We start from the raw sequence: 23,731 nt of genomic DNA on the forward strand, positions 1-23,731 counted from the left end.
TCGCATCATACGCTCGTTCATGCAAGCTAAGCATATGGAAAACAAAGAAAAATATCTCCGCCAGCGCCATGTGCCTACCCCTTGAGGATAGCGTCAATCTGGGCGCCCAGCATTTTGTCGAGCACTTCGATCTCGGCCTGCGTGATCGGCAGGGTAGAGGGCAACTGATCGATCAGCTCCCATTCCCGCGGTGCGCGCGGCGGGCGGCGCGGCGGCCGCACCTTGCGGGGTGGCCTTGTTGCGCGTCTGGGCGCGGACGGGCGGCTAGAGCTCATGGTCAAGCCCTTTTGACCGAGCCCGCGTCGGCTCTTTTTCGGGATTGTAATCGAGGGCGTTGGTCTTGATGCTATGGCGGGCCAGGCGGCTGGCCAGATAGGTCATCCTCGCCTCGTCCCGATCTTCACCGGCGCCGAGCGGAGCCTCCTGCTCGCGTTCGCGATCAAGGGTCCGCGCATCGATGAAGAATTCGGTGCTTTCCCGTGCCCGGCTGGAAGCGACATAGGCATCATGCCGGTCGAAACGAGCGGATAGCAGGACCAGGGTGTGGTCGACGGTCAGACCCTGCGCCTGGAACAGCGTCGCAGCATAGGCGTGCGCGAGCCGGGCCCGGCCCTTGGTATCGGCGACGTCGCTGGGTGCAAAGCTGATCCGCTGCCCGTCCCGTTCGGCCTCGATCCGGATGATGCCGGCCTTGTCCTGTGCGATGGTGACGATCCGGGCCTCGGTGCCATTGACGACACCGAGCCCGTCGTGGCGGCGCAGAAACCGCACCCGATCGCCTATGGCGAGACGCAGTATGTGGCGGTTGCCGGAGGCATCTGCGGCCTCAATCTGGAAGTCGGCCCCGGTCAGCGCGTTGCGCTCCCGCAGTCGATTGCGGATCGCGGCCGACAAGGCCCGCACTTCGGCATTGGTCTTGGCCGTCACCAGCACATTCTTGGCCGGGGCGGTCCTCGTGGTTTCATTCCAGCGATCAGCCGCGGCCTCAACTGTCGCACGAGGGCTATCCTGAAATGCGATCTGGCCATGCTCGGAAAAAGCATCGAGCGCCTTCTGAGCCCTGCCACGAGCAAAGTCTTTCGGCGCCTGGCGAGCCCAGGCTTCGCGCTGGCGGACGACCGTTTGGATACGGGTGGCGCCGATGGTCTCCCGGATGAGCCGCATGGCATGGCCGGCGCCGACGGGGACGAGCTGATCCTCATCGCCAACCATCACCACCACGCCGCCCGTTCGGTCCACCGCTTCGAGCAACTGGAGCGTCTGCAATGTGGCCTGCAGGCCGGCCTCTTCGACAATCAGGCAGGTTTTTTCCCCGAAGGGCTGATTGCCCATGGCGATGGATTTGCACCAGGCGTCGATGGCGCGGGATTCAACGCCGAGATCGGCGCCGAGGATGTTAGCGGGGCGCCAGGCCACGGCGGCGCCCTTCACCTGATAACCTGCAGTCTGCCAGGTCTTGGCGACGGTTTTCAGGGTCGTGGATTTCCCCGTCCCGGCACCGCCCTGGAGGAGGACAAACCTGGCGCCGCTGGTGGCGGCGCGCACCACATCCTGTTGCTCGGCATTCAGGCCGGAAATGGCGAGCATTTCGTCCCTGGCGCTCCGGTCGGGACCGACCACGCGGGCCTGTGCATTGCGCCGTACCATGTTCACCAAGGCGCGCTCAGCCGCCAGCATCTGGGGTGTGGAGTAAACGGGCCCGTCGCGTGTTTCGGCGCGTTCAAGAACGCTGTTCCGGGCGACAAGGTCATCGGCACCGGCAATGACGTCATCGAGCGTCGCGCCGGTGCCGACGAGGGTGTTAGCGCTGACTTCGATCAATTGGCGGCGCGAGAAGGTCGCTTGGTATTCGGTCAGTTTTTCCGGGACAGTGGCGAGGCGCTCTTTCCGTGCTCCATTGAAATCCTGGGGCTCTTGCTCAACCTGCCGTCCTGCAAGGGCGATCTGTTCGGGATCGAAGCCGAGACCCCGAACCGCCGCGTGCCACTGTTCGGTGAGCTGGTTCAGACTCAGGTCCTGTTTGGTGCGGCGGTCCGTGGCGTTGATCGCAGCGGCGAGAGCCGGCGCCTGACCGGAGGTCAGTCCTGCCTCGGCCAGCTCTTCTTCCAGCGTCGCGCGGCGAGCGCTGAAGTATTTGGTGACGGTCTCTGGCACACCGGCAATCGACCACTTCCATTCGTCATCGGCGTGCTCAATGGTGAAGCCGTGCGCCTGCAGCCCACTGGCGAGCCGCAGCCTGAAGACCGCGCCCAGTGCCTTCTTCCAGCTGCGCAGTGCAACCGAATCGACGCCACCCCAAGTGCCGTCCTCGCGTTCGGCAATATTGGGTAGGCAGAGATGATGATGGCGTTGTGGATCGGCGAAGACGACGCCATCCGCATGGCGTTCCGGGCGCGCTTCGGAATGCGTGAAAGCGGCGGCAACGAATCTGGCCTGTTCACGACGGCTGCCATTGTGACCACGTCGGGCCAGGGGAATTTCCTGCTCCACCAGCCGGAGCACGTCTTCGAGCGCGTCCCGCTCGATATCCGCGAAGAGCTGGCGCAGAGGCCCACGGGAGCATGCGAATTTGACGGAAAACCCCTTGGGGGCGGATAGGGTCACGTCTATGCCCAGCATGCGGGGGCCGCCCGCGGCTTTGGTCAGCGGCTTCCCGGTGGCATCGAGCCCCGAGCAGATGCGGTCGAAGTCTTCGGCCCGGACGATCTGGCCGGCGGCGATGCCCAAGGCGTCGTGCCCGCGGAGCCATATCCCCGCGCTGTCGTCAGCAGCGTAGTAGTCAAGTGCGGCTGCCGCGGCTTGACGGGTGTAGTAGGACGACGATTTGATAACGGCGAATGTAGCGACCAAGAAAAAGGGCCCCCAATGGAGGCCCTTTAGATATCCCTGATTTTCTTGCCTTTTGGAGGAAGGATTGAACGAGGAAATCTCAGTGATTTCAAATGGTTGTCTGTATCAGCGACGGCGCTCCCAGACGGTGATGGGCCATTCCAGCCGGTAAATCTGTTTCAGACCAACAAGAACGGCATGGACGGCGCCGCCGCTAACCCCAAGACGATCAGAGAGATGCTCTTCGGGGATAACGGGAACCTCCTGCGGGTCCGGAGACTGGGTCTTGCCGTCAACAATCCTGGCGGATTTCCAGTCCCGGACCTGACGAGTACCAATCCATTGCTGGGCAATTTCCCTGGCATCCGGACCGGGGGTCTGCTCACAGATGATTTTCAGGCGGAACCGTTGCAGGATCGAGCGAGAAACCTCGCCATACGCGGAGCGGAACTGGGTCAGGTCCTGGGCCACTGCAATGGTCGAGAGGCCTTTGTTCCTGCCAGTATCGAGGATTTCCGGCCAGCGCGGCAGCATGCCCAGGGTTGGAGCCTCCTCAAGCGCAATTGTGCGCAGCCTCGTCTGGCTGACCAGCAGGTCAGGATCGCCGACGTGACCGGCGATGGCGTCGATCGCCATGGAAATCCAGCCTGCCGAGATGCGGGGATGCCTCCCGTTGCGGGGCAGGACAACGATGCGGGGCTGGCTGCCGGTGCCGTGCAACCATTCGGCAAAGGAGAACTGGCGCTTTGCTGGCAGGTCTTTCCACGCTTCGGCCAAAGGGCGAAGGGTGCGCAGGACGTTGATGCGCCAGGTGATCAGCAGCGACACCGTCGTCTTGGACAATTCGCCCGCAGCATCGACCTCGATGAGCCCTGCCGCGGGAGGATAGTGCAATTCCCACTGCTGCTTGAGCCAGAGCGGATCGGACAGCGACATGGCATAAAGTTCCGGCGCGGACCAGTGTTCATGGCTACGCATGCACTCAACCATGACGCCGGCATCGAGCGTGGCCGCGCCATCCTGCCACATGCCACTCTCCTTTGTCGCGAGGGCACGCTGGGCACCAGCGGATTCGCAGTCATCGATGGTGCGGATGTCCCGGCTCATGGCCCAGCCATAGCGCGAGCGGCCGGTGCTGGAAATGACGGCAATGTCTTCATTGCCGACGGGCAATCCGGCCAGGATTTCGCCGGTGGCGTCGTAGACGAGCAGGCCAAAATCGCGGCTCTTCTGCTTGGCCTGCATGAGCAGTCCTTCGAGCAACTTGAGCAGGATGCGCGTTTTGCCCGAGCCGATCGCGCCCAGGATCAGCAGGTTGAGGACCTGCCAGCCCCGCGGCCAGGCGACGCCGGGCGCGAGCTCAGGCATCCATTGTTTTCGCCTGCCGGCCTTGGCCAGGATCTCGGCATTGGCGCCGCTTGCTGCCGCCTTGCCGAAGATGAGGCGCCGCCCACTATAGTGCTGGCGGGTATCCACTGCCGGTGTTGCTGCGTGCGCGATGGCAAACCCGGCCAAGCCGGCAAGGCCCATGCCGATACCAATCCCGCAAAGGCGAAACAGAACCTGGTCGGCAATGTCGTAGTCGAGCCAGCCCTGACCACGCCAGGAGATGAGGCGCATCAGGGCATCGACCAGCATGGGCGCGGTCACGGTGACCGGCTGGTCGGCCTGCCAGCCGGAGAGAGGCAGGCAGATGAACGCAAGGGCGAGGATGAAACCGGTCAACAGCGCCATCGTGGTGGCGCGGAAGATGGCCGGGGTCAGGGGGACCACTTCGTATTCGGCAAGTTCAAGCGTGTTCATCATCAATTCTCCAGGTGGCCCTGATAGCGCCAGACAACCAGCTGGCTGGCCCGGGGCACCATGTTTTGGGGCAGATGCGCATTGTTGCGGTGAAGGATGTTGCGATCCATTTCGAGCATGGCGGCGACATAGTCCCAGGACAGGTCCTGGGTGGGGCGATAGACACAGCCATCGACCTCTGCCGTGAGCCGGCGGCAGGCCGGCCAGTCCAGCACGGTCTGGGAGCGGACGAGCGGCGCGTCGAACACCGCTTCGGTCACAATCGGTGCCGCCAGGAACCCGGCAAGACCCAGTGCGATACTGGCGCTGATGGCAATGGCGTAGAGCCGGCGGGGCGTCCAGTTGAACGAAGGTTTGTCTGGCTCAGGATCAGCCGCCTGCATTGCGGCGATCGGCAGGATGTCGGGCGCGATGGCCCGCGCGACGTCGATATATTGGGCCAGGCTCAGCCGTTCGACATCGTGGCGTGACAGGCGCAGAAACTCCTCGGCACTGAGCGACTTGAGACGGGCGATGAATGCGCCCGTCTCCTCTTTCGCGTCCCGGGCGATTGCCGCCACCGAGGTCTTGAACTTTTCCAGATCAGGCATCGACGCTCTCCCCGGCGAGGAAGGGCATCACGCGGGTCAGCTCCTCCTGGATCGTTCCGGTCCAGGCCGCCACGTCGCGCACAAAGCGCTTGGCCTCGTCGCGCGGCTTGCCGGTCTGGCGCAGGGCCTCGGCGTAATTGTCCGCATGCCAGCCGACGACCGTCGAAGGCAGGACGGGCAGGCGCTCATAGAGCACCATGGTGCGGGGGTTGAGGCGCGGGAGGCGGATCGAGGGATAGCGATCAAAGACGTCGAGCACCTGCTTGCGCAAGCCCTTGTCGAGCTCGGCCGCGGCAGTGATCGGCGAGCCGACCATTTCGTTGCGGGCGACGATAATGGGGCTGCCCGGCAGGTTGCGCTCGGTGCGGCGCACGACGCGCACCAGCTGCGAGGCGGCGTCGCCACCCGCCTTGGTGACGATGACGGTCACGATGCCCAGACTCAGGAGGTCGATATCTTCCTCAAGATCGAAATCGGTAATCGCCTCATGATAGACCGGCGACAGGGCGCCACCGACTTCAAGAAGGCACGAGCGGCCGGTCTCGGGCATGGCCGTTGCGGCGCGATACCACGGTGCCAGGACATCGGCCCCGGTTACCGCGTCGGCATTGACGTCATGCCGGTCGGGAACCAGCAGGCTGGTGACGCTCTCGCCCGACTTTTCCGCCAGGGTGCGCTTGCTGTCGAGCTGGAACAAGTCGAGCGGATAGCCGGCGAGGCGGAAGGCGGTGATGAACTGGACGGCGGTATGGGTCTTGCCGACACCGCCGTCATCGGCATCGAGCACGATGCCGATCGGAGGCGTCAGCGCACTCGTCGAAAGAAGGGAAGAAGGGGTAGTCATGGTCGGCTCCGGGGTTGGTGGAGCCTTCAGTCTTTCCGATTTTCCGCCTCATCGGTCTGGAACGATTGAGGCGGAAAAGAGCTTGCATATCAAAATGTTGAAGGTGCTCGGTGGGCCTTCAGCCGCTCCTTAGTCGTTCGAAATCACCGAGACCTTACGGGTTTTGCGCGCAACGACCAGGTGCTGGTCGGTGCCGGCAGCGTCCGAGAGTGCGCGCAGCAACTTGTCCGGCCCGATCAGGTCGGCCATCGCCTGAGCCAAACGCCTGAGCGCCACCACGATACTGGCGTCACCGCCCGGGTTGTCCGGACTTGGCCCGTCCGTGAGCACTTCGCGGAAAACATCCTGGATGTGCGGCGGCACCATCACCCTGGCCCCGGCCTGCACGCGGCCCGCGATCCTGGCGGCTTCGAATGCCAGGGCATGATCATCATGGGACCGTGGCCACAAGGTGAGCGGGTTGATGTTGCCAAGCATGGCGATCTGGAACAGATCATCAAGGCCCAGATTGGTGTGCGGACTTTCGGCATAGGCTTCACGAATGATGATAGCGGCCAGTTCCGGCGGTTCGCGCTCGGCGCGATCGTACGCCACCACGATCCGTTCGGCATGGGCGAGGGCGCGCGAGAGGATTTTTACCGGCGCCGGTTCACCATCCAGAGGAATAGCATTGAGATTGCGGATCTTGGGGTGGCCGGCATATTTGGCTTTGGCCCAGTGTTCGACCTGTTCGACATTGTCGAATTCGGTCCAGACGACAAGGTGCCCAGTCCCGATGTCGCGCAGATGTGCGCCCGTGCGCGGCAAAGCCTTCTGCAGTTCGTCCCGGGCGCGGGTCCGATCTCCCAGCAATGCACGCAGGCCGCAATCGGCCAGGATGGCCTGTACAGCGAGACCCGCGCGAAGCCGGTCGACGATCTTGCGTGGCGGGTAGGCGCCTGGCGTCTCTTTACGCCCCTGAATGGGAACGAGCAGGAGGTCATCTCCAGACACTGGACCCACACCACCAACCATCGGGGTTGGGAGAAAGGTCGCGGCCGGGAGGGTAAGCCCAAGCTGGCCGATCGGGCCGTTGCGCTCCTGCCGTTCCTGCAACTTTGCACGCTGCCGAGCGCCCTCATGGCGGCGCTGACCCTCACTCGTGCGACCGCGCCCTTTCGCTTCCGCCGCCTGGGTCTTTTCGGCTACCTTGCCTTCGGCGCGCCGGACCCGCTCCCACAATCCCGGCAATTCGGCGGTCAATCCGATCAGTGCCCGATCAAAGTTTTCCATCTTCAGCACCAGGCGTTCAGCCTCACCCCCGATTACCAGAACCGGCATGCCGTCATAACTGAGGAGCAACCCGGCCTTGGGGGGAGCGATGCGACCACTTGCGATATCATCGGGCTGCACATCGACGACATTGCTGGCCGCAACATGGAACTGGCCCGCCAATTTCGGGTCCGCCAGCAGATCGGCCAGCACCATCAGCTTGCCCCCAATCTCGCCGACAGCATGCACCATCAGTTCCGGGCCGCTGGCGCCGCCACGGGCAAGGTTGACCGGGAGCAGGTCAGGCAAATGACCTGTCGCTTCGAAGCGCGTGGCGAGACGCGCCACGATGTCGGTGATGACCACCAGCCGCCCGGCCGCAGGCGCGCAGTTGACGATGAGGTGCCAGAGCATTTCAGCGTTCATTGTTTCCATTCCTTTGTTTTGCTGCGCGGTTCATGAATGACCGGATCGCAGAATTGGTTGGTGTTGAGGTCTGCTCCGTCGGGCGGGTACCCGACGCCTGTTCAGGGTCGCGCTGCACCTTCTGTGTCGAAGAGGCAGGCCTGGGGCGGGCGGGCGACGAGGGCGGTTGCCACGGAGGTTTTGGCGGTCGAGCGCCAATAGCCGGCGGTCGCTCGACCGCTTTGCCCGTGAGGTGCTGGTGAACCTTGCGTCGCTGCCGCGAATAGACGGCGCTCAGATGCCCCCGTGCCAGCGGCCGCCCATCGTCACGGGTGACACCCGCGCGCCGCAGGAGCTCGATGATCTGGAGCCAGGACAATCCGCGCGCCAGCGCCGTTGAAAACCAGCCGAGGTGCTGGCCAACGGCGATGTCGAACGAAATTCGCCCCGCCGGCCCCATCAGGGTCCGGGCAAATGCTGCGGCGCCGTTCTTGAGTTCGGTATCTTGGTCCATGATCTGAAGTCGTCGACTGCCTGAAGCGTGAAGCCTAGATGGGCCAGAGGCCCTTGGGCGTGGCAGGATTGGCCGGAAAAGCGTGTTGCAGGCCGGTCGGTTAGGGAGGTTGGCCGGCCGGGTCTCGGAGCCCCCGGGTAGCCGGGCAGGAATTGCCCGACTGCCCGTGATTGCCAGCTAGACCAGGGTCGGCTCGCCTGTTGCTATCGCGCCATCGGAGCGAAATGACCAGCAACAAAGCCCCGCAGCCAGGAAGCGGTTTCGCGTTCCAGCTTCTGGTCATCCTGAGGGTCAAAGGGCTTGAAAAGAGGCCGCCAACACACCGTGGGCAAACCGGACAGGCCATCGGAGCGCACCAGGTATGCGGTGCGGGCGATGACGACGTCCATGTGGAGGCTGCTGGCATCTTCGGCGCCGTCGAAATCGATGACGGCTCCAAGCACGGCGGAAGCGACGCGTGCGAAGCCGGCGTCATTCAGTGCCGGGCCGATGGCCATCCGGCACAAAGGATACTCGACGGCAGCGACCTCTTCGGCACTGACCGCAACGTACTCGATGTGCTCGCTTGCCGGGCCGAGCCTGGCATCGCGCGCTTCCTGGCTGGCATAAGCCTCTGCGCGGAACTCGGTGCCCATGACGATCATGTAGTCCCCATAGCGGGGATCGTCTTCCTGGATCGGCGCGTCCAGAAGCGGCGCGTACTTCGCGAGAATGTTCTCGCGGCAAAAACTGAAATTGACCATCTCGCCTCCTTGTCGATGCCACCCATTGGCATTGACCGGTTCATAGGCCGAAACAAAATCTTCTACATCTGAATTGATCTAACACGGTAAACAGAAGCTAAAGGCCGATCCCTTCGATAGGCTCGCCGGCGAACACGACGCGATGGATTCCCTCGATGCTGTCGCGGGCATAGCGGGTTTCGATGCTGGGAGAAATCTGCCGGACGATAACCTCATCGGCGCTTTCATGCACCAATTGGCGGATATAGGCGATGATCGTGTCGCGATAATTCATGCGCCCTTTGACCAGGATCGACACATAGTCCTTGGGGCGAGCTATGGCGCTCTTGTGGGCGTAGGCCAGCTCACCCGGTTCGTAGCGCGGGGACATGGTCGTGTCGGAGATGGCGACGGCATAAAGCCCGTTCGACTGCACCTTGATCGGCAGGGTGAGGTGGTAGAGGGGGAAGCTCTCGACAATGCTGCCGCCATCAAAGCGACCGCCCGATCGATATACAGGAAACCTGCCCAGTTCCTCGGCTTTTTTGATCTCCGCACGCGACGCCGCCTGGTCCGCAAGATGCCTGGCAATGGCGTCAAGGTCAGCGGCGGCGTCCGGACTGAGTTCCGGCTCGGCGGGAGCGTATTCTGGTTGCCATCCAACCTCTGTCTTGATCCGATCAATTTCGGCCTCGGACGGCTGGGTTCCTGTCTGCAGGTAGGCCTGCGTCGTTAGTAGAGCCCTTGCCAGGCGACCATAATTGCCCGCGTGCAACGTGAGTTTCTTGCCCCGCAAGAGATCTGACACAAACGTGGCGTTGAAGCGCCCGCGCCGGGCGATGTCTGCTTGGGATAGACCCAACTCGGCCATGCGTGCGGCGACCCGTCCGGCAAGCGTGGATATGTCCGATTCCATGATCGATCTCGAAAACCGTAGATATCTGAATTAATCTAACATGGCTCGATGGGCGGCGATACCCCGCCTCGGCGAGGTCCTTCCTCCCTTTTGGATCGCTTTTGGGTCTGTGGAGGGAGAGGGCGGCCTCCAGGGAATGACGGGCTGAGGGCGAGAGAGAGTTCTCCGCCGGCCCGCTTGGAGAAACACAATGAGCAGTGTGGAAGTTCTGGATGCGGTTCCTCGTAAACATGTCGGCTATCGTGTCGATGTCAGCCGGGGGGAGTGGAGCGCACCCCATTTTGACCGGACAGGCGGCATAGCCGATAAGGCATAGGCATGCGCCTATGAGTACGACTATGTCCAAGAGTTCTGACGAGCCGTTTCGACGGGTCGAAGTCATCACCTCCGTGCAGCGCCGCCGGCGCTGGTCAGTTGCCGAGAAGGTTCGGTTGGTGGAGGAAGCCATGCAGCCGGGCATGAGCGTTTCCTACGTGGCACGACGCGCCGGCATTTCCCCCTCCCAGCTCTTCGCCTGGAAGCGCCGCATGCTTGAGGGCGGCCACGCAGCCGTTCAGGCAGATGAAGATGTCGTTGGCGCTTCCCAGGTCCGCGATCTGGAAAAGCGCGTGCGTGACCTCGAGCGCATGCTGGGCAAGAAGACCATGGAAGCCGAGATCTTGAGGGAGGCCCTGGATCTCTCGCGCCCAAAAAAACGGACCTCGCCCTTGCTGTCGTGGAGCAATCCCGAGGACGATACCCAATGAGCGTCATTGCCCGCACTCTGGGCGTCTCCAGGTCCAACCTGATCGAGCGCGCCAGCAAGCCATCCAGGCTACGCGGACCTTATCGGAAGGCCGATGATGTGGCTCTTCTTGCCGAACTGCGTCCGATCATCGACCAGCGGCCCACCTATGGCTATCGCCGCGTGACGGCATTGCTCAACAGGCAGCGGCGCAAGGAGGGCAAGCCCACCGTCAACACCAAGCGTGTCCTCAGGGTCATGCAGCAGAACGGGCTCACCCTTCAAAAGCATACTGCCCTGCGGCCCGCGCGGACCCACGACGGTGTTGTCGTTGCCCTGCGCTCCAACATCCGCTGGTGTTCAGATCATCTCGAAATCCACGCCCGCAATGACGAGGTGGTGCGCATCGTCTTCGTCATCGACGCCTGTGACCGGGAAATTATCGCTTGGTCAGCCGTGGCCAATGCCGGCATCTCCGGCGAGATGGTCTGTGATCTGATGATCGCTGCCGTCGAGCGCCGCTTCCAGGCCCTCAAGGTCCCACACCGGCTGGAATGGCTCTCGGACAATGGCAGTGCCTATATCGCCAGACAGACCGCACAGGTGGCAGCGGCATTGGGCATCGACCTGCTCTTCACCCCGGTTCGAAGCCCGCAGAGCAACGGCATGTCTGAGGCCTTCGTCAAAACCCTGAAAAGAGACTACGCCTCAACTGTTATCCTCCCAGACGCCGAGACCATCCTGGCCTTGCTGCCCGAATGGATCGACGATTACTGTGAGGTCCACCCGCACTCCGGGCTCAAGTATCGCTCACCACGCGAGTTCCTGCGCCTCAGTGCCTAAACCCAACCGCCGACTGTCCGGTGAAACGGGGTCCACTCCAGGGAGCGGATCGGGCGAGTGAGCTCGGAATGGTTCAACCGGCCCGACGACCAGCGCTATCTGTCCTTGTCCGAACTCTATGCCTCCGTTCGGGGACGGGCCGAGCGAAGCCGGACGCGCACGGTTGACAGTGCGGCGATCCGGGTTGAGGCCCGCAGCGGCAATCCTGAACACATGGCGTTGATGCTGCCGGGCACGGATAGTCCTGCGGCGCCGACGCACTGGAGTTTTGGACAGTTATCCAGCTTGGTCGGCGCGCCCGCCGCCTATCTGCGGCAATTGCCAGCACCGCTAGCCGCGATCAATCTGCAGTATGGCCTCAGCAGTCATCGTGCCGAACAAATCAAAACGCTCGAAACTAAGGATGGCCGGGTCGAACTACGGGCCGTGACCGGGCCCGATTATGGCCGCATCTATGACCACGAGCTGGTGGAAGCGGTGCAGAAGATTGCAGGTAACGGCACCGGTGACACCAGATGGAAGGTGCCCGGCGTGCTGGATTGGTCGAGCGGCATCTACAATCCCGATGTGGATATCGCCAAGGATACGACCACGCTTTATGCCTCCGATCGTGATGTCTTCCTGTTCCTGGTCGATGACCGCAACCCCATCGAGGCCGGGCGGCTGCCCAATGGTGAGCCGGACCTGTTCTTCCGCGGCTTCTATTGCTGGAACTCTGAGGTCGGCGCCAAAACCTTGGGCATGGCCAGCTTTTACCTGCGGGCGGTCTGCCAGAACCGCAATTTGTGGGGCGTGGAGGATTTTCAGGAGATCACCATCCGTCATTCCAAATATGCCGCTTCCCGTTTTGCCCACGAAGCCGCCCCGGCGCTGACGCGCTTCGCCAATTCCTCGCCCCTGGCCTTCGTCAATGGCATCAAGGCGGCGCGGCAGCAGATCGTGGCCCGCACGGACGAGGACCGCAGCGAGTTCCTGCGCGCGCGCGGCTTTTCCAGAGCCGAGACGGCAAAGGTCATCGAGACGGTCTTCGTCAGAGAAGGCCGCAAGCCCGAATCCATTTTCGATTTCGTCCAGGGCATTACCCGCATGGCCCGAGACAAGCCGCATCAGGATGTCCGGCTCGATCTCGAAGGCAAGGCCAAGAAACTGCTCGATCGGGTGTGAACATCCCGAATCCCGAGATTGCGGCGCCGTCCTCAGAGCTAGAGGGCGGCGCCCTTTGTCGTGACGGGTCGACAGGTCGGGAGAGAGGCTCCCGGCGGCCCGTTACGGAGTATGATCCATGTCCACGACCCCCAAGAAAAAGCCCCCGATCGCTCTCAGCACCTCGCGGGACATTCCTCTCGACAAGCTCGTGTTGAGCCAGGCCAATGTCCGCAAGAACAAGGCCGGTGTTTCCATTGAGGAACTGGCCGAAGATATTGCCCGGCGCGGCCTGCTGCAGGGCCTGAGCGTCCGGCCCGTCATGGACGAGACCGGTGCCGAAACCGGTATGTATGAAGTCCCGGCCGGTGGCCGCCGCTTCCGGGCGCTCGAACGGCTGGTCAAGCAAAGGCGCCTGGCCAAGGATGCGCTGATCCCTTGCCTGGTTCGTGAGGGTGGCATCGCCGAAGAAGATTCCCTGGCTGAAAATGTGCACCGCGAGGCGCTGCATCCGCTCGACCAATTTCGTGCCTTTCTGACGCTGCGGGAGAAAGGCCAGAGCGCGGAAGAAATCGCCGCCGCGTTCTTTGTTTCACTCAATGTGGTCAAGCAGCGGCTCAAGCTCGCCGCCGTCTCGCCGGTCCTGCTCAACGCTTATGCCGAGGACGCCGTGTCCCTCGACCAGCTCATGGCCTTCACGGTCACCGGTGATCATGGGAGGCAGGAGGAGGTCTTCGAGCGTGTGAAGTCATCTTACGACAAGACGCCATATTCGATCCGGCGCATGCTGACCGAAGGTGCCGTGCGGGCCTCGGACAAGCGGGCACTGTTCGTTGGTGTCGGTGCCTATATCGAAGCCGGTGGAACAGTGCTGCGGGACCTTTTCGAATCCGACGACGGGGGCTGGCTGCAGGACGCTTCCCTTCTCGACCGGCTGGTTGTCGAAAAGCTCCAGCAATGCGCTGAGCCTATTGCCACGGAAGGCTGGAAATGGGTGCAGGTGGCCACCGACTTTCCCTACGGCCACACCTATGGCCTCCGTCGCATCCATGGCGAAACGGTGCCGCTGACTGCTCAAGAAGAAGCTGCCCGGGCTGCGCTCCAGGTCGAATACGACCGTCTCGTTGAAGAGTATCAGGACAGCGGCGACGACCTTCCTGACCTGGTGGACGAGCGCTTCGCCGAACTCGAAACGACGCTTGCCGCTTTCGAGGATCGTCCGACGCAGTATGATCCCGAGGAGATTGCCCGGGCGGGCGCCTTCATCAGCATCACCGGCGACGGCCGCCTGTGCATCGAAAGCGGCTATGTTCGGCCCGAGGACGAACGCGTAGCAGACCGTGAGGGTGATACCGGCGGTGAGATTGGGCAGGGCAACGAGGCGGCCTCTGCCGCTGCCGCGCCTGGGACCATCGAATCCACGGACGCCGAGGACGACAATAGCCTGGCGCCGATCTCTGACAAACTGCTCACGGAGCTGACGGCCCATCGCACGCTTGGCCTGCGCTATGCTCTCGGCGCATGCCCCGATGTTGCCTTGCTCGCAACACTCCACGCCTTGGTGCTGAAGGCGTTCTACCACCACGCCCCCGAGACCTGTCTCGATCTTCTGCGCAGCAATAACTTCGGTGGCGCAGGTTCCGGGTTGCAGGACAGTGCCGCCGCCGAGGTCATTCGCGCTCGGCATGACGGTTGGAGCAAGACGCTGCCTGAAGATGCCGGGGACCTTTGGGATGCCCTGGGCGAGTGGGACGCCGACAGCCGCTCCGAACTGTTCGCCCACGTTGTAAGTCTCTCCGTCAATGCCGTGCACGAAACCTGGAACCGCCGGTCCGGCGTGTTTGCTCATGCCGACTGCCTGTCCCAGGCGGTAGAGCTCGACATGACCAAACTCTGGGCACCGACCGCGGCGAACTATCTCGGCCGGGTAACCAAGGGCCGGATTCTGCAGGCGGTTGCAGAGGCCAAGGGCCAGCGCGCCGCCGACCGCATAGCTCATCTCAAGAAAGGTGACATGGCGATCGAAGCCGAAACCTTGCTCGCCGGATCCGACTGGCTGCCTGACGTGCTCCGCCCTGCGGGTGACAGCGGGGCCGCGGATCCGGTGCTGCAGAGTGCCGGCGACAGTGCCGGCCAGCTGGAGGCCGCGGACGATAGCGACCTCGATGAACCGGTCGAGAATGATGGCCGCACGGTCCATCCAGTTGCTGCCGAGTAACCATCCATCCGCGGGGCGGCCTCGGCCGTCCCGCTCCTCTTTTCCCGCCCGGCCGTCGTGCCGGGTTTTCGCATTTTGGAGGGCCAGATGGCCGACAACTTGACACTCTTTGCAACCGAACTCGATGTGCGCACACCAGAAAACCTGCTTCGCGCCCGGCAAATTTATGAGGAAACGCAGGAGCACTCGGACAATGGGGCCGCGTTCCGGGATGGCTTTGATCTCAATGTGGACGAACAGGCCAGCGAATGCCGCCTGCGGATTTCTGCCTCGCCCTCCGGCGATACCGGGGTGGTGATCCGCTTTGTCCGGCGCTGTGCGCAGGAATTTGGGCTCACCGGGCCTTGGGGTTTCGAATGGGCCCATGTCTGCTCGAAACCCATGATGCACAGTTTCGGCGGCGGCGCTCTCGTTCTTGACCTCACCACCGGCGATACCTTGGCCTGGAATGACACCCATGGCTGGTTGGCCCGTCAATTGGCTAAGGCAGGCCGGACGTTATGAGCATTCCCGATCATAACCGTAGCGATTTTCGGACCCTGCTGCGTGCGGCCGCCGACATTGCCATCACGCCTTCTGGCCATCTAACCGAAGGCAATTCCTGCGCGCAGTATCAGCCGCTCGGACTTGGCGATCCGGACGGCTTTTTGCCGGCCAGCGGCAGTGATGGTCCGCCATGAAGGCGGCTGACCTTGCCACTCGCCTTGGCCTGCGGGCCGAGGCGGTCTGTCGGTACTATCTGTCCAGCGGTCGCCGCTCCGGCAAATACTGGATCGTCGGTGATGCCCGCAACACGCCGGGACGCTCGATGTTTGTGCGACTGTTTGGTCCGCAGATCGGGAAAGGCGCCGCTGGCAAATGGGCCGACGCGGCCACCGGCGAGCACGGCGACTTGCTAGATGTTATCCGGGAATCGACGGGTCTCGCCGACTTTAGGGATGTTGGTCGTGAAGCACGGCGATTTCTCAATTTGACTGAAAGCGAGGCGGTACCATCACCAGATATAGAGATTGACCCAATCCCTACTGGATCACCCGAAGCGTCTCGGCGCCTGTTCAACATGGCGCGGCCCATTTTCGGCACACTGGCAGAAACCTACCTTCGTCAACGCGCCGTCACCGTGCTGCATGGTGCCAGTGCCCTGCGTTTCCATCCACATTGCTATTACCGTCCCGAAGACGGCGGATCGCGGCAAACCCTGCCGGCCATGATCGCAGCCGTCACCGATCTTCATGGAAGGCAAACTGGAGCGCATCGAACCTGGCTTTCCAATGACGGCGGTGACAAGGCGCCCATCGTCACCCCGCGCCGGGCAATGGGCGATCTTCTGGGTCACGCTGTCCGTTTTGGCACGGCCGGCACCGTCATGGCTGCAGGCGAGGGCATCGAAACCGTCCTATCCCTCAGATGCGTCTTGCCTGACATGCCCATGGCGGCAGCTTTGTCGGCCGCTCACCTCGCCGCCATCCTGTTCCCGTTATCCCTTCGGCGGCTCTATATCATTCGCGACAATGACCGGGCCGGCGCCAATGTGTGCCACCATCTCGCTGACCGCGCGCATCGGGCCGGGATCGAACCCATCGTCCTGTCGCCCGGCCTGGCCGACTTCAACGATGACCTGCGGCACTTCGGCATTCAGGCTGTTCGGGAACTGGTCGGGGAACAGGTCATCCGGCGCGACCGCATTCGCTACCTTCATGGGGCAGCATAAGACGGCAAGGAAGGCGAGCGATTCCATTTTCATCGGCACCACATTCCCTTGGCCCGTCGACAAGAGCCGCGGACCCGGCCTTGCAGAGGGCGATCGGCCCATGGCCGGGTCGGCCCGGCAATGGCGACGACCAACTATTTTCCGGCGGCGCGCGATTTTTCGCGAACAATGTCGATCGATAGCGACGCCGTTCCAGCGCGAACAAAATAGTTGGCCTCTGCCATCCTGCGCTGTCGCTCCGGCCACGCGCTGCGCTTGGGGTGCCATTCCGTCCCGGTCATGGGCTTCGTCGCCATCAAGGCCGCGAGGGTCGCGGTCGAACCGACGGGAGCAACATCATGCGAGAACACGACGCGATCGAACCGCACCATCATTCCTCTTCGACCGATCATATTGTCAGCCAGTTGCAGCTTTATGGCTGGCGCCCTTCCGCCGACGAGGCTGATCCTCGAGCAATCCCCGAAGACAATGTTCTCGCCGGCGTTGTCACCGATATCTTCGATGCTCTCGCGTCCAGTCTTGCCGACACTGCGCTCGATGCCGATCTCGGCGAATTGCTATGGTCGAGTGTCAGCACCTTCCATCGGGCTGCTGCCCGGCTGGAGCGGCAACTCGATGACAATGAGCAGAACCAGCGCCGGCTGCAGCAAGAGCAGGATGGCAGCGAGGTCAAATCGGTCGAACTGGAAAACCTTGTCACCACGGGACAATTCCTGTCCGCACGCCGCGATGCCCTCGAACTGATGCGTGACCAGGCCGCCGAACGCTACGAACACCAGACCGGCTCGGCCTGGCGACCGCGCGCAGGCTCGATGCTGAACCGCAAAACCATGACCGCCAGCCTGATCGACAGCCGCGATTTTCTGGCTGCTCGCCACCGGGCCGAAACCGAGCTCCTGTTGCCTGCTGGCCCCAAGGTAGCGCTTACCGGTGGCATGGATTTCAACGACTACCAGTTCGTCTGGGACGTGCTCGACAAGGTTCATGCCAAGCATCCCGACATGGTCCTCATTCATGGCAAATCGCCAAAGGGAGCCGAATTCATCGCCGGCAAATGGGCCGACACGCGAAAGGTCCAGCAGATTGGCTTTGCCCCCGATTGGACCCGGCACGGAAAATCCGCGCCCTTCAAGCGCAACGACGCCATGCTCGACATCCTGCCGATCGGCGTCATCGTCTTTCCGGGCACCGGCATCCAGGACAACCTGGCTGACAAGGCCAGAAAATTTGGCATCAAACTCTTCGATTGCCGCAAGCGGGGTGGCGCGTAAGCGCCACCCTAGGAGCGCCGCCCACAGGGCGGGGATAGCCTAGCAAATGAGCATGCCACCGCTGCCCTGGCTTCTCGCAAGCCAGGAGCTCATAGCTCGGCGTACGGCTGCAAGCGTCCCTGAATGTACCGGCACCCACCACGACCGGACTGACCAGCATCATCCCGAATTCGTCTGGCCCCCTTACGACTTGGTCTATCTCCATGCCAACTATCGCGGCGCATCTTGTGGTCGGTGGAAAGGGCCCCCGCCAGAGACCAGGACGCTCTGTGAAATTTCCATGGGCCAACTGAACTGTCATCAACGGCGGCAGGTAACCTGCCCCATACCGGACTTGGCGCGCGCGATGAGGAACCCCGGCCAGCGTAACATGACTGCGCAATACCCTCTTTCGTCTTTTGGAATCCGGTACCAAACAGCGACCTGGATCGCCATAGAGCGAAGTCTATGGGGATGTTCTCCGGTGCCAATGTCGAATCAAAGGCGTTCAAAACCTGACCGAAGGTGATCCACGCCGCTAATCCGTGAAGCCGGTTCCATGGCGCAGGGTGGCTGACATAGCCTCCTTGAGCTTTCCCCAAGACAAGTCCGCTCCCATCCGGCCTCTTCGATGGGCTGATCTGGCCGAAGATCAGCTGCGCTTCGATCGCCTATGGCGCAACGGCGTCGTCAAGCTTTCTTCCCCTGCCGGCGCAGGCCGGCATTCCTCGCGGAAAGACAAGAAAGCTCTCCTCTCCCGTTTCCCCTGCGGGTGCGCCGTCGATCGTCTTCGGCCCTTCGATCGCCATCGAGGCCGCAAGGGGCGGGCTCGTAGGAAAATCAAGGAGATTATCATGGCAACCATCGGCACCTTCAAATCCACCGCCAACAACGAATTCACCGGCGAAATCCTCACCCTTTCGGTTCAGGCTAAAAATGTCCGCATCGCCCCCGACACTCGGGCCATTGGCGAAAATGCACCCAGCCACCGCGTCTTCGTCGGTCGCGCAGAAATCGGAGCCGCCTGGTCCAAGACGTCCAACGAAGGCAGGAACTATCTGAGCCTCAAGGTCGACGATCCCAGCTTCTCCAATCCCATCTATGCCAACCTCTTCGAGGATGAGGACGGTGACACCCACAGCCTCATCTGGTCTCGCCCCGCCCGCCGCAGCGAATAAGGAATTAGAGAGCCCGCCCGCAACTGGGCGGGCTCCTCTTTCGAGGACAAGCGCGTAGCGACAAGCATGGCGACATGGAAAGTGAAGGGCATCAAAGGTGTGGTGGTCTGTGCTAACCAAGCGGCTCGCTTAGGATCTAATCGCGAACTCCTACAGGCAGCCATCCGCCATCGCCAAGCTTTTCGGCTTAGTCTAGCCCAACAGGGCCTACCCGCTCTTGACCAATAGTAATCGAGAACGGACATTCTCGGTGACCGTAATTATTGCTTGCGGTGACCGAGAGAAATTCCGCCGGCAGGTTCGGATCCGGTGGTAATAGCATTATGTAGTCGGGGGGAATGCAGTTGAGTCCGGAGATCCTAACGCGACTTCTCGCATCGATGAATGCCGGCCGGCTTCTGGTGGTCTGCGGCGCGGGCCTGTCGATGGCGCCGCCCAGCAGCCTACCATCGGCTCGCACCGTAGCAGAACGATGTTTTGACAAATACCAGCTCGAGGTCGATCCCGCCTGCGATATCGCGCTGCGTGACAATCTCGAGGCGCTGGCCGAACACTTCGTGGCAACCAATACGCTCCAGTCCGTCTTCATCGAGCATTTGGTGCCATGGCCGGCCTTTGCGCGACCGTACAATCCCGGTCACGCCGCAATCGCCGATTTTCTGATCACACGCGCTGCCGTCGCGGGCATATCTAGCAACTACGACATCCTCATCGAACGCCGGGCCTGGGATTACGGCGCTGCCTTCAGAGGCTCCCTCGATGGCGATGAGGCCAATGTCGATGCAGCGCGCCAAGCCCCCCTCTTGAAATTTCATGGATGCGCACAGCGAGATCCCGTGTCGACCGTGTGGGCCCCCTCCCAACTCCAAGATCCCGTTATCTCGGCCCGCATCGAACGCAGCAAAACCTGGATGGCAGCGAACCTGCGACAGAAGGACCTGCTGGTCGTCGGCTTCTGGTCAGACTGGGAATATCTCAACGCTGTGATCGGCGGCGCCCTTGCGGACGTGCAGCCGCTCTCCGTCACAGTCGTCGATCTCTCGCCGACGGACACCCTCGAAGAAAAGGCGCCCCAGCTCTGGCAGGTCGCCCATGCCGCCAACGTTCATTTCGAGCATGTTCGCGAATCCGGCGCGGACGTGCTCGATGAACTGCGCAGGACGTTCTCCTTGAATTATCTACGCCAGGTTCTGGCCGCGGGCCGGGCCGTATTCGAACAGACGACGGGCGTTCAATGCCACCCGGACTGGCTCCAGATCGCCAATTTCGACAGCGAGACCCTTTACGGGCTGCGCCGGGATGCCGAAGGCATCCCTGCTGTACAGCCGGCCACACGCCTTCGCCCCGGCAATGTGGAGGCGCTTGGATATTTTCATCTCTTGTTGCGCCAGGCTGGCGCCACCCAGCTACCCGAAGGGTACGAACTGAACGGTCGCAGCATCCGGGTCATTAATGGCGCCGAGGCGATCCTCGGTTCGCTTAGAACGAAATTCATCGAGCCACCCGTGGCCGTCACCTCCGAAATCGTGGTCGCCGTGGGCGCAACTGATCTCGGTCTTCCCAGCAATGTCATCCGGGGTGGGCGGACCGGCGATCTCATACGTCCGGCCGCCGCCGGAGACTGGTTTGACGTCAACGGCGCACGCGCGGAGCTGAACATCTGATGGATATCGCGACCCAAGCCGAAATCGTGCTTCGCAATGCACAATATGAAACCTGGTCCTGGTCAGGGCCGAGTGGCCCCGTGACCTGTTTCGAGAGCGCCGCCCTCATGGGCTTCGTCCACGTCTTCGTAAACGCGGAGGCGCTCATGGCCGGTTGGCAGGCCAGCCAAAAGACTAGCCTTGCACGCCACGCCGCGTCCTTGCGAGGAGCCGGCATGAAGGCCTGGAATGTCTATTCGGTGCTACTCACTGCCGAGCGTGCACCTTCGCTGGCCCGCGCCATCGAGCGGATAGAGGAAGACTTCACACTCACCCGAAAAATCGCCCGCACGGCCGTGACAACGGCGGAGGACGTCGAAAGGGCGTTGCTGCCCTTAATAGGGCTCCGCGCGCAGCCGCTCCTCGGTGCGACCAACTTCGAAGACCGCCTCCGCAGCCGCTTAAAGGACGTTCCCGCCGACGCCGTAGCCGCCTTTCTCAACGAAACGCCGGCTGTGGAGGTCGCTCGCATTTTGGGAGCCAGATCATGAAGCTCGATTATGTAGAGGTCTGCGGCTTCCGTGGTTTCCGAGACAAGGCTAGGATCGATTTCGGCGGCGGCTTCACCGTCATCACCGGCCGCAATGGCGTCGGCAAGAGCACCCTGTGCGACGCCGTCGAGTTCGCCATCACCGGACTGATCGAAAAGTACGCCGTCGAGAAGGCCGCCAAGGAAAGCCTCGCCGATTATCTGTGGTGGCGCGGCGCCGGCGAACCGGAAGCTCACTATGTCACCGCTGCCTTCGTTAGCGGCGAGGGCAAGCCATTCAAGATCACCCGGACCCGCGAGAGCGGTGCCGATGTGTCGCCGGAAGAAATCCAGGCGGCCTTGTGCAGCGGACCTGTGCCAGAGGATGCGCTGCGACAGCTGACCCGAACCTCCATCATTCGCGACGAATGGATCGCTGCCCTCAGTCTCGATCTGTCCGAGACCGAACGCTTCGATCTCGTTCGCTCGGCCCTCGGCGCCCTCGAAGGCTCAGAGGCGGCTGCGAAGGCCAGGGATGTCGTCACCGCCGCCGATGCCTCTCACGCCCGCAATGAAGCCGCCTATGAGAATGCGCGCGCCACGTTGGGCGAGCGTCTGACCCAGCAGTCGGAAATCCAAGCCTCGCTTAGCCGCTCAGGCGATGTCTCTGCCGCGTTGGAGATCGTGGGCGCCGCCGTGCCGAATGCGCCCACCGACATGGTGCTCCGCCTTGAAGCCGCTCGCGGCGCGCTTGCAGACGGGCGGACGCGAACCGCCCGCAGCGCTGAAGCGGCGGAGGCCGGTCGGGTTCTGCTCGCCCGTCAGCAGGCTTTTCAGGCGCCCAATGCGGTAACAGCGCGGGAAACGGCGAAGGCCGGGCTTGAAACGACAAGGGAGGCGCAAGGCGTCGCTTTGGCGGACGTTGCCGCCGCCGAGATGCTGCTCGCCCGAGAAGAGGACGCGGATGCGGTCGCAGCCTCGCTTGCCATTCTGGTCGAGCACGGCGAGCGCCTTGGCGTTCATGAGGACCGTTGCCCGCTCTGCGCGGCCCAACGAACCTCTGCGGAGTTCGCCGCAGGCCTGGAAGCAGCGCGTCGGCGGATTTCGAGCCTCGCCTCCGGGGTTCAGGACGCCCGCCGCAGAATGGCTGCGGCCAGTGAACAGGCGCGACAAGCGTCATCCGCCTTCACCATGGTCGAGCGTGAGGTTTCTGGCCATCAAGCCGAAGAGGACGCCTTGCGAGAGGCTGAACAGACCCATGCCGCGTTTTTCGACCGGTGGGGGATAGATCCGCGCTTCCTTTCTGACCCGGACGGGCTCGAAAACCATGTAACGGCCGAGCGCGACCGATTGATCAACCTCGAGCGCGCCCTGATCGTTCTGGAGGCGTCCCAGTCGGTCTCGCGCATGGCGTCGATCGAGAAAACCATCGAAGTTCTGCGTGAGGACATCGAAAAGCTCGCCGATGTCGTCGGCCAGTCACAGGCCGCCGCAACCAGCGCCCGCAAGATCGACCGGGCGGTGAAGCGCGTCAGCGCCGAGATCATCGATGAAAGGCTGGCTCAGATCAGCCCCTTGCTCAATGAACTCTATCAACGTCTGAGACCGCATGCGGATTGGAGGACCATCGATTACAGCATCCGCGGCGATGTGAAACGCTTCCTGAGCCTGAAGGTCGGCGACGGGCTGAACCCGCAATTCGTGTTCAGCTCCGGCCAGCGACGTGCGGCGGGACTGGCGTTCCTATTGTCGGTTCACTTAGCCCGCGCCTGGACGCCTTGGCGCTCACTCCTTCTCGATGATCCGGTCCAGCATATCGACGATTTCCGCGCGCTTCATCTCGTCGAAGTACTGGCGGCGCTTCGTCTCGATCGCCGCCAGATTATATGCGCGGTCGAAGACCCGGCGCTTGCCGACCTACTTTGCCGGCGCCTGGTGAGCACGACTGCCGAGCCCGGCCGCAGATACGACATCGATCTTGGGCACCAGGGCGCGACGAGCGTCCTTACGGCTGCGGATGTCCCACCCATGCCGGTCGGCGTGCTGCGCAGCGCTCCCCACGTTGTCGGGGAGTGAGCTCAACCGATCCGGACTACAACGTAGTTGACGCTCTCCACGATAGATCTGGATAATTCATCGATTTCTTAGCCTCGAATCCCTCTTTGCCTCCACTTTTGCGTGACGCGCTACGACGCAACCAGACGCATTTCGAAGCAGATTGAAGAACGCACACCTGTGCACCAAAGTGCCCAACCAAGGCCTGGCCAGCGCGCCCACAGTCCCATTGGCACTGTGACGCCAAGGGAAGGTGGGTTGGCCTGCCTAGGTTCAATGATCAGGCCAACGGGCGGTATCGGTTCGCAGCATGGGATGTTCGCGATTGATCCAGATGCGTGCCGAAGCGACGAGTGCCTCGCTCTGTCGCCGACAGATAGGCCCCTGGTGCTCCAAACTCACCACAATAATGGACGAAGTCGAGCACGATGTCGTCCACATCACCGCCCCAAGGAGCAATCACGCCACGTTGAGCAGGCAGCCAGGGAGGCGCAGGACCGAGGTCAAGGGCACTTTGATAAACGAATTGGGCATCGTCCGATTGGAAAGGGCAAGACCGCTCG

The 23,731-nt window shown here is 62.5% G+C and carries 18 protein-coding genes and 1 pseudogene; 11 read left to right on the forward strand and 8 right to left on the reverse strand.

Going from position 1 to position 23,731, the window contains the following annotated elements:
- Positions 1-264: 264 nt before the first annotated feature.
- From mobF to NIM87_RS07645, 8 genes are all read right to left on the reverse strand, one after another.
- Positions 265-2,850: a MobF family relaxase gene (mobF, locus tag NIM87_RS07610; protein ID WP_254674028.1), complete on the reverse strand. Its 2,586-nt coding sequence runs from the start codon at positions 2,848-2,850 to the stop codon at positions 265-267.
- Positions 2,851-2,955: 105 nt separating this feature from the next.
- The gene (locus tag NIM87_RS07615; protein WP_254674029.1) at positions 2,956-4,632 is read right to left on the reverse strand and encodes a type IV secretory system conjugative DNA transfer family protein; all 1,677 of its coding nucleotides are present in this window, start codon (positions 4,630-4,632) and stop codon (positions 2,956-2,958) included.
- Between the two features lie 2 nt (positions 4,633-4,634).
- Positions 4,635-5,222, reverse strand: a complete 588-nt coding sequence (locus NIM87_RS07620; protein WP_254674030.1) for a hypothetical protein — start codon at positions 5,220-5,222, stop codon at positions 4,635-4,637.
- A complete protein-coding gene (locus tag NIM87_RS07625) occupies positions 5,215-6,066 on the reverse strand; it encodes a hypothetical protein (RefSeq protein ID WP_254674031.1) in 852 nt (283 codons plus the stop codon). Before NIM87_RS07625 ends, NIM87_RS07620 begins: the two co-directional genes overlap by 8 nt.
- Positions 6,067-6,195: 129 nt before the next feature.
- Positions 6,196-7,743 carry a hypothetical protein gene (locus NIM87_RS07630; protein ID WP_254674032.1) on the reverse strand — a complete coding sequence of 516 codons (1,548 nt, stop codon included), beginning with the start codon at positions 7,741-7,743 and terminating at the stop codon, positions 6,196-6,198.
- Positions 7,733-8,236: a hypothetical protein gene (locus NIM87_RS07635; protein WP_254674033.1), complete on the reverse strand. Its 504-nt coding sequence runs from the start codon at positions 8,234-8,236 to the stop codon at positions 7,733-7,735. The genes NIM87_RS07630 and NIM87_RS07635 overlap by 11 nt, the downstream gene beginning before the upstream one ends.
- A 203-nt stretch (positions 8,237-8,439) precedes the next feature.
- On the reverse strand, positions 8,440-8,979 hold the full coding sequence (locus NIM87_RS07640) for a hypothetical protein (RefSeq protein ID WP_254674034.1): 540 nt from the start codon (positions 8,977-8,979) through the stop codon (positions 8,440-8,442).
- Between the two features lie 97 nt (positions 8,980-9,076).
- A complete protein-coding gene (locus tag NIM87_RS07645; RefSeq protein ID WP_254674035.1) occupies positions 9,077-9,874 on the reverse strand; it encodes a hypothetical protein in 798 nt (265 codons plus the stop codon).
- Between the two features lie 326 nt (positions 9,875-10,200).
- Between NIM87_RS07645 and NIM87_RS07650 the strand changes: the two genes are divergently transcribed.
- The 11 genes and pseudogenes from NIM87_RS07650 to NIM87_RS07700 all read left to right on the forward strand — a co-directional run bounded on the left by NIM87_RS07650 (position 10,201) and on the right by NIM87_RS07700 (position 23,189).
- Positions 10,201-11,441 (forward strand): IS3 family transposase gene (locus tag NIM87_RS07650; RefSeq protein ID WP_408640047.1). Its coding sequence is split into 2 segments (ribosomal slippage): positions 10,201-10,561 and positions 10,561-11,441, totalling 1,242 coding nucleotides; the frame shifts between segments, so codons are not numbered across the junction.
- Between the two features lie 42 nt (positions 11,442-11,483).
- Positions 11,484-12,605 (forward strand): annotated as a pseudogene (locus NIM87_RS07655) (DUF932 domain-containing protein); the annotation flags it as partial.
- 118 nt (positions 12,606-12,723) lie between these two features.
- Positions 12,724-14,802 carry a ParB N-terminal domain-containing protein gene (locus tag NIM87_RS07660; RefSeq protein ID WP_254674037.1) on the forward strand — a complete coding sequence of 693 codons (2,079 nt, stop codon included), beginning with the start codon at positions 12,724-12,726 and terminating at the stop codon, positions 14,800-14,802.
- A gap of 87 nt (positions 14,803-14,889) precedes the next feature.
- The gene (locus NIM87_RS07665; protein WP_254674038.1) at positions 14,890-15,306 is read left to right on the forward strand and encodes a hypothetical protein; all 417 of its coding nucleotides are present in this window, start codon (positions 14,890-14,892) and stop codon (positions 15,304-15,306) included.
- The gene (locus tag NIM87_RS07670; protein ID WP_254674039.1) at positions 15,303-15,482 is read left to right on the forward strand and encodes a hypothetical protein; all 180 of its coding nucleotides are present in this window, start codon (positions 15,303-15,305) and stop codon (positions 15,480-15,482) included. Before NIM87_RS07665 ends, NIM87_RS07670 begins: the two co-directional genes overlap by 4 nt.
- The gene (locus NIM87_RS07675) at positions 15,479-16,513 is read left to right on the forward strand and encodes a DUF7146 domain-containing protein (protein ID WP_254674040.1); all 1,035 of its coding nucleotides are present in this window, start codon (positions 15,479-15,481) and stop codon (positions 16,511-16,513) included. Before NIM87_RS07670 ends, NIM87_RS07675 begins: the two co-directional genes overlap by 4 nt.
- A 338-nt stretch (positions 16,514-16,851) precedes the next feature.
- Entirely contained in the window at positions 16,852-17,784 is a 933-nt protein-coding gene (locus NIM87_RS07680; protein ID WP_254674041.1) for a DUF2493 domain-containing protein, read from the forward strand.
- Positions 17,785-18,617: 833 nt separating this feature from the next.
- Positions 18,618-18,941 carry a DUF736 domain-containing protein gene (locus NIM87_RS07685; protein ID WP_254674042.1) on the forward strand — a complete coding sequence of 108 codons (324 nt, stop codon included), beginning with the start codon at positions 18,618-18,620 and terminating at the stop codon, positions 18,939-18,941.
- Positions 18,942-19,342: 401 nt separating this feature from the next.
- On the forward strand, positions 19,343-20,605 hold the full coding sequence (locus NIM87_RS07690) for an SIR2 family protein (protein ID WP_254674043.1): 1,263 nt from the start codon (positions 19,343-19,345) through the stop codon (positions 20,603-20,605).
- Positions 20,605-21,135, forward strand: a complete 531-nt coding sequence (locus NIM87_RS07695) for a hypothetical protein (RefSeq protein ID WP_254674044.1) — start codon at positions 20,605-20,607, stop codon at positions 21,133-21,135. The genes NIM87_RS07690 and NIM87_RS07695 overlap by 1 nt, the downstream gene beginning before the upstream one ends.
- Positions 21,132-23,189 carry an AAA family ATPase gene (locus NIM87_RS07700; protein WP_254674045.1) on the forward strand — a complete coding sequence of 686 codons (2,058 nt, stop codon included), beginning with the start codon at positions 21,132-21,134 and terminating at the stop codon, positions 23,187-23,189. Before NIM87_RS07695 ends, NIM87_RS07700 begins: the two co-directional genes overlap by 4 nt.
- Positions 23,190-23,731: the final 542 nt, after the last annotated feature.

It is taken from the genome of Devosia ureilytica (assembly GCF_024273195.1).
In the GTDB taxonomy this organism is placed as follows: Bacteria; Pseudomonadota; Alphaproteobacteria; order Rhizobiales; family Devosiaceae; genus Devosia; species Devosia ureilytica.

What these genes read in the sequence shown, in the direction of transcription:
- NIM87_RS07665 (WP_254674038.1), top strand. Translation starts at nt 14,890, where the DNA reads ATGGCCGACAACTTGACACTCTTTGCAACCGAACTCGATGTGCGCACA.
- NIM87_RS07695 (WP_254674044.1), top strand. Translation starts at nt 20,605, where the DNA reads ATGGATATCGCGACCCAAGCCGAAATCGTGCTTCGCAATGCACAATAT.
- NIM87_RS07635 (WP_254674033.1), bottom strand. Translation starts at nt 8,236, where the DNA reads ATGGACCAAGATACCGAACTCAAGAACGGCGCCGCAGCATTTGCCCGG.
- NIM87_RS07685 (WP_254674042.1), top strand. Translation starts at nt 18,618, where the DNA reads ATGGCAACCATCGGCACCTTCAAATCCACCGCCAACAACGAATTCACC.
- NIM87_RS07615 (WP_254674029.1), bottom strand. Translation starts at nt 4,632, where the DNA reads ATGAACACGCTTGAACTTGCCGAATACGAAGTGGTCCCCCTGACCCCG.
- NIM87_RS07620 (WP_254674030.1), bottom strand. Translation starts at nt 5,222, where the DNA reads ATGCCTGATCTGGAAAAGTTCAAGACCTCGGTGGCGGCAATCGCCCGG.
- NIM87_RS07630 (WP_254674032.1), bottom strand. Translation starts at nt 7,743, where the DNA reads ATGAACGCTGAAATGCTCTGGCACCTCATCGTCAACTGCGCGCCTGCG.
- NIM87_RS07625 (WP_254674031.1), bottom strand. Translation starts at nt 6,066, where the DNA reads ATGACTACCCCTTCTTCCCTTCTTTCGACGAGTGCGCTGACGCCTCCG.
- NIM87_RS07660 (WP_254674037.1), top strand. Translation starts at nt 12,724, where the DNA reads ATGTCCACGACCCCCAAGAAAAAGCCCCCGATCGCTCTCAGCACCTCG.
- NIM87_RS07680 (WP_254674041.1), top strand. Translation starts at nt 16,852, where the DNA reads ATGCGAGAACACGACGCGATCGAACCGCACCATCATTCCTCTTCGACC.
- NIM87_RS07670 (WP_254674039.1), top strand. Translation starts at nt 15,303, where the DNA reads ATGAGCATTCCCGATCATAACCGTAGCGATTTTCGGACCCTGCTGCGT.
- NIM87_RS07645 (WP_254674035.1), bottom strand. Translation starts at nt 9,874, where the DNA reads ATGGAATCGGACATATCCACGCTTGCCGGACGGGTCGCCGCACGCATG.
- NIM87_RS07640 (WP_254674034.1), bottom strand. Translation starts at nt 8,979, where the DNA reads ATGGTCAATTTCAGTTTTTGCCGCGAGAACATTCTCGCGAAGTACGCG.
- NIM87_RS07700 (WP_254674045.1), top strand. Translation starts at nt 21,132, where the DNA reads ATGAAGCTCGATTATGTAGAGGTCTGCGGCTTCCGTGGTTTCCGAGAC.
- NIM87_RS07675 (WP_254674040.1), top strand. Translation starts at nt 15,479, where the DNA reads ATGAAGGCGGCTGACCTTGCCACTCGCCTTGGCCTGCGGGCCGAGGCG.